This is a genomic window from Caballeronia sp. NCF2, from assembly GCF_023631205.1.
GTDB classification, from domain to species: domain Bacteria; phylum Pseudomonadota; class Gammaproteobacteria; order Burkholderiales; family Burkholderiaceae; genus Caballeronia; species Caballeronia zhejiangensis.
The window spans coordinates 97,319-107,672 of sequence record NZ_JALQDN010000022.1; the positions used below are offsets into that span (position 1 = coordinate 97,319).

The 10,354-nt window shown below is 65.3% G+C and carries 10 protein-coding genes; 4 read left to right on the forward strand and 6 right to left on the reverse strand.

What is annotated here, in order from left to right:
- Positions 1 to 18 precede the first annotated feature (18 nt).
- Both NCS02_RS10910 and NCS02_RS10915 read left to right on the forward strand, forming a co-directional pair.
- Positions 19 to 606, forward strand: a complete 588-nt coding sequence (locus NCS02_RS10910; RefSeq protein WP_250435025.1) for a phosphatase PAP2 family protein — start codon at positions 19 to 21, stop codon at positions 604 to 606.
- Positions 607 to 717: 111 nt separating this feature from the next.
- Positions 718 to 1,638 (forward strand): LysR family transcriptional regulator, encoded by a 921-nt coding sequence (locus NCS02_RS10915; RefSeq protein WP_033537194.1) that lies wholly within the window; start codon positions 718 to 720, stop codon positions 1,636 to 1,638.
- On the opposite strand, the gene NCS02_RS10920 is transcribed toward NCS02_RS10915, so the two are convergent.
- The 6 genes from NCS02_RS10920 to NCS02_RS10945 form a co-directional block, all read right to left on the reverse strand.
- A complete protein-coding gene (locus NCS02_RS10920; RefSeq protein ID WP_250523073.1) occupies positions 1,574 to 2,680 on the reverse strand; it encodes a glycosyltransferase family protein in 1,107 nt (368 codons plus the stop codon). The genes NCS02_RS10915 and NCS02_RS10920 overlap by 65 nt on opposite strands.
- A 17-nt stretch (positions 2,681 to 2,697) precedes the next feature.
- The gene (locus NCS02_RS10925) at positions 2,698 to 4,593 is read right to left on the reverse strand and encodes a polysaccharide biosynthesis protein (protein ID WP_175980403.1); all 1,896 of its coding nucleotides are present in this window, start codon (positions 4,591 to 4,593) and stop codon (positions 2,698 to 2,700) included.
- A gap of 12 nt (positions 4,594 to 4,605) precedes the next feature.
- The gene (locus tag NCS02_RS10930) at positions 4,606 to 5,631 is read right to left on the reverse strand and encodes an MraY family glycosyltransferase (protein ID WP_250523074.1); all 1,026 of its coding nucleotides are present in this window, start codon (positions 5,629 to 5,631) and stop codon (positions 4,606 to 4,608) included.
- Positions 5,632 to 5,822: 191 nt separating this feature from the next.
- A complete protein-coding gene (locus tag NCS02_RS10935) occupies positions 5,823 to 6,794 on the reverse strand; it encodes a UDP-glucose 4-epimerase family protein (RefSeq protein ID WP_250457481.1) in 972 nt (323 codons plus the stop codon).
- Entirely contained in the window at positions 6,791 to 7,615 is an 825-nt protein-coding gene (locus NCS02_RS10940; protein WP_034474349.1) for a glycosyltransferase family 2 protein, read from the reverse strand. Before NCS02_RS10940 ends, NCS02_RS10935 begins: the two co-directional genes overlap by 4 nt.
- A 117-nt stretch (positions 7,616 to 7,732) precedes the next feature.
- The gene (locus NCS02_RS10945; RefSeq protein WP_008342550.1) at positions 7,733 to 8,131 is read right to left on the reverse strand and encodes a GtrA family protein; all 399 of its coding nucleotides are present in this window, start codon (positions 8,129 to 8,131) and stop codon (positions 7,733 to 7,735) included.
- A gap of 193 nt (positions 8,132 to 8,324) precedes the next feature.
- Here NCS02_RS10945 and NCS02_RS10950 point away from each other — a divergent pair, with 193 nt between their 5' ends.
- Together NCS02_RS10950 and NCS02_RS10955 are read left to right on the forward strand one after the other, a co-directional pair.
- On the forward strand, positions 8,325 to 9,746 hold the full coding sequence (locus NCS02_RS10950) for a UbiA family prenyltransferase (protein ID WP_250481568.1): 1,422 nt from the start codon (positions 8,325 to 8,327) through the stop codon (positions 9,744 to 9,746).
- Positions 9,747 to 9,749: 3 nt separating this feature from the next.
- A partial coding sequence (locus NCS02_RS10955; protein WP_250523075.1) for an FAD-binding oxidoreductase occupies positions 9,750 to 10,354 on the forward strand: 605 nt, incomplete at its 3' end.

Here is a 10,354-nt window from a genome sequence, read left to right on the forward strand (position 1 = left end):
GGCCTAGAACAAATACGCATGGAATCAAAGGTACTCTGGACGCTTTCGAATCTCGGCGACGCGGCCTTTCTGCTGCCGCTCGCGCTCGTCTGCGCGCTGTGGCTGCGCACGGTCGACGTGCGCCTCGCGGTGCGCTGGGCCGTGCTGCTCGCCATCGGCATGGGGCTCGTCGGTCTGTCGAAGATTCTCTATGCCGGCTGCGGCGTCGAGATCGCCGCGATCCAGTTGCGCATGATCAGCGGACACACGATGCTCGCCGCGTCGATCTACACCGTCGCGGGCGGCTTGCTGTTCGGCGCATTCGGCGGAAGCTGGCATCGGCTGGGCGCGGCGGGCGGACTCGCGCTCGCGGCGGCCATCGGCGCGAGCCGCATCATGCAGGACGCGCACACGCCCGCCGAAGTCGTCGCGGGCTGGGTGCTCGGCGCGGTCATCGCCGCCCTCTTCCTCATGCGCGTCTTCGAAACGCCGCGCAAGATGCCGCGCGCGCTCGTCGCGGGTTGCGCGCTGCTGGCGGTTTCGTCGATCGCCTACGGCCATCACGCGCCGTTCCAGCGGATGATCGAGCACTATTCGTGGCGGCTCTGTCAGGGACTCGGGCTCTGAGCTTCGCGTCAGTTCACTCGCAGCGCATGGGCTGACGAACTTCAGTATGATCGCAGGCTCTTTTCTCTCGCGCGCCCATAGAGGCGCGCGATCACGTTTCCGGGATCGAGCATGGACCGCTTCCTTGCAATGAAAGTCTTCGCGCGAGTCGTCGAGGCGGGCAGTTTCTCCAAGGCAGCCGATGCCCTGCGCCTGCCGCCCGCGAGCGTCTCGCGCACGCTTCAGGCGCTCGAAGCGCATCTCGGTGCGCGCCTCATCAATCGCACGACGCGCAGCATCAGCATCACCGAAGACGGCGAAGCCTATTACGAGCGCTGCGTGCGCGTGCTCGGCGAAGTGGACGACATGGAAGCGTCGCTGTCGCATTCCAAGCTGAGTCCCAAGGGCAATGTCAAAGTCAGCCTGCCGCAAGTGATGGCGAAGAACACGATCATTCCCGCGCTGCCGGAATTCTTCGCCGCGTATCCGGATATCGGCGTCGAACTGGTGCTGACGGACCGGCAAGTCGATCTCGTCGAGGAAGCGGTCGATTGTGTCGTGCGCGTGGGCGCGGTCGGCGATGTCGGGCTGGTCGCGAAACGCATCGGCGCGTATACGCAGATCACTTGCGCGTCGCCGGGATACATCGAAAAGCACGGCGAGCCGACGTCGCTCGATGACCTCGAGCAGCATCTCGCCGTCGGCTATGTGCTGAACAATTCGGGACGCGTGCGCAACTGGGAATTCGTCGTCGATGGCGAAACCCGCACCATCGCGATGAAGCACAAGATCGCCGTGAACGACGGCGATTCGTATATCGCGGCGGGCGCCAACGGGCTCGGGCTGATTCAAAGCTCGAGCTATACGCTCGATCCGCTCGTCAGAAGCGGCGCGTTGAAGGAAGTGCTACGGGAATATCCGTCGTATCCGCGCGTGGTGTCGGTGCTGTATGCGGCCAACCGGCATCAGCCGAGGCGCGTGCGCGTGTTCATCGACTGGGTTGCGGAGTTGTATGCGCGCCTGCCGTCGTTTCAGGTGAGCAAGGGAAACTGAACGCGGGCGTCGTTTGCGGCGATGCATCCGCGAACGGCATCGCGCGCCAGTCGTAATCGCGATAAGCGCGCTCGAGCGCGCGCAGATCGGCGGGCCGCGCGCTCGCGTGCACGCCCTCCAGATGCGGCAAGCTGAATTCCACCTTGACGCAGTTCGCATAATCGCGCGCGCGCATGTTGGCGGGGATCGTCGTGAAGAACGCGGTCGTCGGCACGTCGAATCCCGCGCCGGCGTGTAGCGCCGCCGTATCCGCCGTGACGAGATAGCGCGCGCGCCCGATCCACGCGAGGAAATCGTCCGTGTCGATGCAAAACGGCGCGATATCGCGATAACGCGGATCGTCGACGGGCCCGAAACCCATCACCGGCAGGCCGGTTTCATCCGCGAGACGCGCGACGATACGCGCGCGCATCGACGCCGGAATGCTGCGCACCGGCGTGCTCGCGTTCGGGCAGAACAGCGCGTAAGGCTCGTTTGCGATCGGCTTGAGCGGCACATCGGCGAGCCAGCGATTGCGCTTGTCGGCGGCGGCGATGGTCGAAGGCGCGATGCCCATCGCCCAAAGGAAGAAGTCGATCATCGGCATCGAGGCGAAGCGCGGCCAGAAAAGCTGATTGCCGATGTCGATCTTCGGTTCATCGGCGGGCAGGCTCGCGAGCGGCACGGGCAGACCGACGATATCGGCGAGACGCGGCGCGGCAAGCTCGTAAAGACGCTGCACGTAGCGCGGCGCGCGCGCCGGCCGATAGATCGTGAACCGAAGATGCGGATAGAGGCGCTTGACGGCGGAGAGCGCCGTAAGCCCGATGATCGAATCGCCGAGCGTGACGCCGAACGCGTTGACGAGATGCACGCGGCGCTCGCGCGCATAGTCGGCGTCGAAGTGTTCGCGGCCCGCGTTCAGGATGGTGGCGGGCAGCGCGGAGAACGCGGATGCATCGGCGTGCGCGACTTCGAGATCGTAAGGCGCGACGATCTCGCCGCTTAGCGATAACAGCGATCCCGCGTGGGTCAGCGCATGAACTTCGTCGAGCGTCGTCATGCGTGACCCCGTTGCGGTCAGCCGGCCGCGCCGCGTTCGTTCGCCGCCTTCGCGACGGGCACGCTTTGCAGCACGGGCATCGTCGCCGTCTGATACTCGGGCACCCAGCGGCGCAGATCGCGGCGCACTTCTTCGTCGGAGAGCACGCGATGCTGCATCAGCCAGGGCAGCAATTCGTCGATGAAATCGTCCGGCACGCCGCGCGCCTGCGCGATGCGCAGCTTCGGATGCGGCGTGCGCGTGGTGGTTTCGTCGTCGGCGAGCAGTTCTTCGTAGAGCTTTTCGCCCGGACGCAGCCCCGTAAACGTGATGCGGATCTGCTCTTCCGTGAAGCCATAGAGACGGATGAGGTCGCGCGCGAGATCGACGATTCTCACGGGCTGGCCCATGTCGAGAATGAAGATCTCGCCGCCGCGCCCCATGCTCGACGCCTGCAGCACGAGTTGCGCGGCTTCCGGAATCGTCATGAAAAAGCGCGTGATTTCCGGATGCGTGACCGTGACCGGACCGCCCTTCGCAATCTGCTGCTGAAATTTCGGGATCACGCTGCCCGCGCTGCCGAGCACGTTGCCGAAGCGCACCGTCTCGAACTGCGTGCGCGGCGCGGATTGCTGCAGCGCCTGACAGGCCATCTCGGCGAGACGCTTGGAGGCGCCCATCACGTTGGTCGGGTTGACGGCCTTGTCGGTGGAGATCAGCACGAAATGGCGCACGTTGTGGCGAATCGCCGCGCGCGCGACGCGCAGCGTGCCGAGCACGTTGTTGCGCACGGCCTGCCACGCGTTCTGCTCTTCCATCAGCGGGACGTGCTTGTAGGCCGCCGCATGGAAAACGATGTGCGGCGTGAAGCGCGCCATCGTCTGATCGAGCAGCAGCGAATCCTTCGCGTCGCCGACGACCGGAATCACCGAGCACTCCGGAAACTTCTCGTGCAGTTCCTCGATGAGGCGATACATCGCATATTCGGAGAGGTCGTAGGCGATGAGCTGCGCGGGCGAGAAACGCAGAATCTGACGGCACAGTTCCGAGCCGATGGAGCCGCCGCCGCCCGTCACCATCACGACGCGCCCGTGGAGCAGTTGCTCGACGTGCGGCATGTCGATCTTCACCGGCTCGCGGCCGAGCAAGTCTTCGAGGTCGATCTGCCGCACGCGCGACAGGAAGTTGCCGCCTTCGGTGAGCGGCGTGAGCGCGGGCAGCACCATCACCTTGACGCCGGCGCGCACGCACAACGTGGCGACGCGCCGCTGCTCCTCGACCGACGCCGAAGGAATCGCGATGATCACGTAGTCGGTCTTGTACTGCTCCGCGAATCGGGAGAGGTCGCTGAACCCGCCGAGGACCTTGTGGCCGAGCACTTCGCGGCCCTGCTTGGCGGGATCGTCGTCGAGCAGGCCGACGAGACGCCATTCGCTGGAGCGCGCAAGCTCGCGGGCGAGCATCGCGCCCGCCGTGCCCGCGCCGAGCACGATCACGGGCTTGCCCTGGCCGACCAGACCGCCGTACAGATAGAACTCCTTGCCCGCGCGATAAAGCGCGCGCGCGCCGCCCATCGCGAGAAACAGCAGAAGCGGCGAGACGATGAGCACCGAGCGCGGGATGATCGGCGTCGGCTGCGACATCACCGCGCCCACCATCACGACGAGCGCGCCCACGACGATCGATTTGGAGATACGCATCAGGTCCGGCAGGCTCGCGAACACCCACATGCCGCGATACAGCCCGAAGACGCGAAAGACGATGGCATAGACCGGCACGACCCACAAGAGCGCGTGCAGCGCGCCATCGCGGAAATCATGCGGCACGCTGCCGTTGAAGCGCAGCAGGTAAGCGACGACCCAGGCTCCGACGACGGCCACGAGATCGAAGCCGAACGCCCCCGCCGATAGCCATGTAGCTTTTATTCGATTCATCAGCATGGACCCTCAAGATTGTCCGGTATGGCGCGTTTCATGACGACGCCACTGCGCGTCGACGACCGCGCCCGCTGCCACAACCACGACTGCCCAGCCCGCAACCGCCGCCCACTGCCCCGTGACGGAAAACCACAGCGCCCAGTTCGCGAGGATCATGCCCGCCAGCATGAGCAGATACCACGTGAGCGCGGTGCGCGCGTGCCCCATTCCGAGGCGCACCATGCGCTGATAGTAATGCTCTCGATGCGCCTGCCAAAATTTTTCACCGCGCGCGAGGCGTCGCAGCAACGTGACCGTGGCATCCGCGATGAAAGGCGAAAACACGAGCGCCGGAAACCAGACGGGCCACGCGCCCCGTTGCCAGCCCCAGAACCCGAGCGCGCCTGCCAGAAATCCCAACGGAATAGACCCGGCATCGCCGAGAAAAATCCGAGCCGGATGGAAATTGAGGGTCAGGAAACCGGCCGCCGCTCCGGCGATCGCCGCGCTCGCCAGGCCGAGATCGGCTTGCGGCGCGGGTCCGGCGAGCGCCGCGAGCGCGTAGCCGCCGAATCCGAACAGCGCCATGCCGCCGGCGAGCCCGTCGGAGCCGTCCATGAAGTTGTAGAGATTGACGAGCCACAGCATCAGAAAGCCGACGAATGCGAGCGCCCACCACGGCGCGTTCGCCGGATGCGCGACGATCACGAGCGCCACCGCGACGATATGCGCCGCGAAGCGCACGCGCGCGGGCAAGCCGCGGCGGTCGTCGATCTGCGAGACGGCTGCGAGGAAGACCGCGCATGTCGCGACGAGCCACATCGACGGGGCCGCGACGAGAAGCGCGACGACGGCGACCGGCACGATGCCCCAGCCGCCGACGCGCGGCGTGGGCCGTTCGTGCAGCGAACGCTCGTTGGGGATATCGGTGGCGAGGCGCCACGCGAGGCCCGTGCGGATGAGCGTCCGCAGAATCAGCGCGCAGGCGGCGAACGCCAATACCGCGACCGACATCGCGGCCAGCGGCGGCGAAGCTTGGAAATACGAATGCAGCATGCGTTGTTATGAGTTGTCGAAAACGAAGCCCCGATCGTCCCGGCGACTTTTATCCCGGGCAAACCCGCAAGGATACGCGAACGGTCGCCGGAATGAGTCGTAAATAACTGACGGATAACGAAAATCGCGCCGATATCGAAGCCGCGCATATTTTAACGTTCGCGACGGACGTTTCCGATCGCGAGAACCGTTTATTGCGCGCGTGTCGAGCGAAACCACGCGGCCGTGGCGGCGAGGCCTTCGTCGAGCGATTGCGGCGCTTGCCAGCCGAGCGTCTCGCGGATGCGGCTCGAATCGAGGCGCAGGCTGCCGGTCAGCCGATCGATCTGCGCGGTCTTGCCCGTCAGACGCCCGACGCCGCGCAAGAGTCCCACCGGCACCGGCACGAGCCGCGCCGGTTTGCCGAGATGTTGGCCGAGCTTGCGCGCGAGTTCGGCGACGCTCGGGTCGTCGCCGTCCGTGACATGGAACAGGCGGCCCGCCGCGGCCGGATGGAGCGCGCATTCGATCGTCGCGCTCGCGAGATTGTCGACGGAGACGAGGCTGCGGCGCGCATCGATCGCGCCGAGCGGCAACGGGATGCCGCGCGCGATCGCGTTCATCATCGCCAGGAAATTGGCGCGCACGCCGGGGCCGTAGACGAGCGGCGGCCGCACGATGGCGATTTCCAGCCCGGTGCGGCTGCCGAATTCGAGCAGTTTCACTTCGGCTTCGGCTTTCGACACGCCGTAGGCATCGGGCGGATTGCGCGCGTCGTCTTCGGTGAACGGGCGGCCCGGATCGCTTTCGCCGAGCGCCTTGACGCTGCTCATCATGACAAAGCGCGTGACACCCGCTCGCCGCGCGGATTCGGCGGCGGCGAGCGTGCCGTCGACGTTGACCGCCCGATACGCCTTCAACACGGCCTGCGATTGGGCGGCGGCGTCGGCCATTACGTGGACGCGCGCCGCAAGATGGATCACTGCGTCGCAACCGGCAAAGGCTTCGGGCGCGATCGAATCGAGGCCGTCGATATGGCGCACGTCGACGCCCGGTTCGCACTGCGCGTCGCGCCGCACGAGCCCTGTCGCGCCGATCCCGCGCGCCGCGAGCGCACGGCTCACCGCGCGGCCGACGAAGCCGTTGGCGCCGGTTATCGCGATGCGTCGGCCGGATTCGCTCATAGCCATTTCCAGCCGAAACGGTTGAAGAACCGGTACGCCGACGTGACGAACAGCTTGATGTGCACCGAGCCTTTCTTCGCCGCGCCGCCGCCGTGATGCAGGATTCGCACCGACGGCACATAGGCGATGCGCGCGACGCGGCGCGTGCGCAGGCTCAGGTCGTAGTCCTCGAAATAGAGGAAATAGCGCGGATCGAAGCCGCCGAGCGACTTGAGCACATCGGTTCTGAAGAGCATGAAGCAGCCGCTCACGATCGGCGGATCCCACACGATATTGCTGTCGCCGATGACATCGCGCATTTCGTAGCGCGCGAGGCGCCCCGCGAACGGCTTGCGCAGCGCCGACGGCAGAAAGCCGCGCACGAAAAGGTCGAGCACGGTCGGATAGCGGCGGCAAAGAAACTGCTGACGGCCATCGTCGCCGCCGATCCACGGCGCGAGCAGACCGGTTTCCGGCGAGCCGTGCAGAAAGGCGAGCGCGCGGCGCAGGCCATCGGCATTGAGTTCGACGTCGGGATTGAGAATCAGATGGAAGCGGCTGTTCGCGCGCTCGATGGCGAGATTGTGGCCGCGTCCATAACCGACATTGCCGTGCCCTTTGAGCACCACGGTGTCGAATTCGGCATCCGAGGGCGCCGGCAGGTCGGCGAGCTCGCCCGGATTGCCGTTGTCGATCAGATACAGGCACGGGCGCCCGGCGACATCGTGCAGTTGGGCGAGCGCGGATTCCAGCGTTTCGACGGTGCGCGCGAGCAACGCGGCATCGGGCCGGTAGACGACGATGGAAATGCTGAGAGTGATCGGCGGGGCGTTCGCGTTCATCGGACAAATGGGGCGTCCGCGCCACGAAAGGAAAACGGACCGCATCGACGGGTGGAAGACGCCAAGATTGTCCTTAATGTCGGAGGTTTCGGCAACCGCGGGCGGCGGGGCGTCGCGTCAGGCGAACGTGCGAAACACGTAGCGCTTGTCGAGGCGGTACTTGATCACATAACCGATCGCGAGACCGATGCAGCCGCCGACGTAGCGCATTTCGGCCGTTCCGAAGACGTGATTGAAGCCGAATTCGACGCCCCAGAAAATCGCTGTGGTGACGAGGCCCATCGTGACGTAGAGCGTGAACATGGTCGCGTCGTGACGCGCATTCTCCGCCTTGAAGCGGAAGATCCATTTCTTGTCGAGCAGATATTTCACGACGAGACCAACGCCCGTGCCGACGAACACCGACAGCAAAACATGCCAGGGGCCGCTATAGACACGCGTAGTCAGATCCTGCGCGCCGATGTTGGCAAGCGTCGCGATGGCGGCGAAAAAGGTGTAGAGCAGCGCGAGTTGCATGTGTTCAGAACATGGTTCGGTGGTTCGGCGTTTTTCCGGCGCTACGTCACACGTTGCTTGGCGGAAAAATCGACACCATATACGATGTGCCTGGAAAACTCGACAAAGCCGGTGCCGAAGCCGTCGCTGAGCAGACGGCCAGGCCCGGTTCCGCCCGGTCGTGGGCTTAAGCAATCATCTCAACGTGAATTGAATGAGCAAGCCCATCGTCGTCGATCTCGATGGCACGTTGATTCACTCCGACATTCTCGTCGAGAGCGGATTCGCCTTCCTGAGATCCTCACCGCAGAAATTCTTCAAGCCGCTGCTGTGGCTTTCCAGCGGCGGCAAGTCCGTGCTCAAGTCGCGGCTCGCCGAGCACGTAAGCATCGATGTCGCGACGCTGCCCTACAACACGCAGGTCGTGAACTGGCTGAAGGACATGCGCGCCGGGGGCCGCACGATCGCGCTCGCCACCGCGAGCCATGAATCGTTCGCGCATCGCATCGCGGAGCATCTCGGCATCTTCGATCGCGTGTTCGCCACCGACGAGCGCGTCAACCTTTCCGCGCATCGCAAGCGCGACCGGCTCGTCGCCGAGTACGGCGAGAAGGGCTTCGATTACGTCGGCAATTCGCACGATGACATGTCCGTCTGGGCCGCCGCCGATCGCGCGTACGTGGTCAATCCGCACGCGGGCGTCGTGCGCGCCGCCTCGAAGCACGACAACGTCGAACAGGTCTTCGAGAATCGCCCGCCGACGCTCAAGGTCTGGGCCAAGTCGCTGCGGCTGCATCAATGGCTGAAAAACGTGCTGATCTTCGTGCCGCTGCTCGCAGGGCATCAGCTGAAGTCGCCGGCGGCCATCGAGTCCGCCGTGATTGCGTTCTTCGCGTTCGGGCTGTGTGCATCGAGCGTGTATCTGCTGAACGATCTGCTCGACTTGCAGGACGACCGGCAGCATCCGGTGAAGCGCCGGCGCCCGCTCGCCGCCGGCACGATGCCGCTCGCATGGGGCATGGCGCTCTGCCCTGTCCTGCTCGCCGCCGCGTTCTCGATCGCGCTCACGTTCTTGTCGTGGAAATTCAACGCGGTCCTGCTCGGCTACTACGTGCTGACGCTCGCCTATTCGCTCGCGCTCAAGCGTCAGGTGATGATCGACGTCGTCGTGCTTGCCGCGCTGTACACCACGCGCATCGTCGCGGGCGCCGCGGCGATCCATGTCCCGCTCACTTTCTGGCTGCTAGCTTTCTCGATGTTCGCGTTCCTGAGCCTCGCGCTCGTCAAGCGCTACACCGAGCTTCACGCGATGATGAAGTCCGGGCGCGAAGGCGCGCGCGGGCGAGGTTATCTGGCGAGCGATCTGGCCATCGTGTCGTCGCTGGGAACGTCGTCGGGTTATATCTCGGTGCTCGTGCTCGCGCTCTATATCCAGGACGAACGCACCACCGTGCTTTACCGGCATCCGCAATACATCTGGATGGTGTGTCCGCTGATGCTCTACTGGTTCAGCCGAACATGGGTCATCACGCATCGCGGACGCATGAACGACGATCCCATCGTGTTCGCGGCGCGCGATCGCATGAGCCTCGTCGTCGTCGCGCTGTGCGGCTTCGCATTCTGGCTCGCGATCTGACCGATGAGCGAACTGCTCTCCTGGGGCCGCTACCCGCGCCTGCCGCAGACCGCGCACGCCGCGCACTGGCGCGACGAAGCGCAGGCGCGATGGCGCGACGTGCAGCGCGAACATGGCACGACGCTCGCGTTCGGCAATGGCCGAAGCTACGGCGACGTCTGCCTCGCGAGTTCGAATCACGTCTTTCAGACGCTCGCGCTCGACCGGATCATCGCCGCCGACTGGACGCGCGGCATCGTGCGCGCCGAGCCCGGCATCACGTTCGAGCAGATTCTCGCGCTCGCGGTGCCGCGCGGCTGGATGCTGCCGGTCACGCCGGGCACGAAGTACGTGACGCTGGGCGGCGCGATCGCCAACGACGTGCACGGCAAGAACCATCACGTGCGCGGCACGTTCGGGCGGCATGTGCGCGCGTTCGGCCTCGCGCGCAGCGACGGCACGTTCATCGAATGCTCGCCGGAATCGAACACGGAGATGTTCAATGCGACGATCGGCGGGCTCGGGCTGACGGGACTCATCCTGTGGGCCGAGTTCTCGCTGATGCCGATCCGCACGAGTCTCATCGACGTGACGAGCATCCGCTTCGGCAAGCTCGACGAGTTCTTCGA

Coding starts and splice junctions, on each gene's coding strand:
- NCS02_RS10920 (WP_250523073.1), bottom strand. CDS start 2,680: ATGACGACGCTCGACGAAGTTCATGCGCTGACCCACGCGGGATCGCTG.
- NCS02_RS10940 (WP_034474349.1), bottom strand. CDS start 7,615: ATGAACGCGAACGCCCCGCCGATCACTCTCAGCATTTCCATCGTCGTC.
- NCS02_RS10915 (WP_033537194.1), top strand. CDS start 718: ATGGACCGCTTCCTTGCAATGAAAGTCTTCGCGCGAGTCGTCGAGGCG.
- NCS02_RS10950 (WP_250481568.1), top strand. CDS start 8,325: ATGAGCAAGCCCATCGTCGTCGATCTCGATGGCACGTTGATTCACTCC.
- NCS02_RS10925 (WP_175980403.1), bottom strand. CDS start 4,593: ATGAATCGAATAAAAGCTACATGGCTATCGGCGGGGGCGTTCGGCTTC.
- NCS02_RS10930 (WP_250523074.1), bottom strand. CDS start 5,631: ATGCTGCATTCGTATTTCCAAGCTTCGCCGCCGCTGGCCGCGATGTCG.
- NCS02_RS10910 (WP_250435025.1), top strand. CDS start 19: ATGGAATCAAAGGTACTCTGGACGCTTTCGAATCTCGGCGACGCGGCC.
- NCS02_RS10935 (WP_250457481.1), bottom strand. CDS start 6,794: ATGAGCGAATCCGGCCGACGCATCGCGATAACCGGCGCCAACGGCTTC.
- NCS02_RS10945 (WP_008342550.1), bottom strand. CDS start 8,131: ATGCAACTCGCGCTGCTCTACACCTTTTTCGCCGCCATCGCGACGCTT.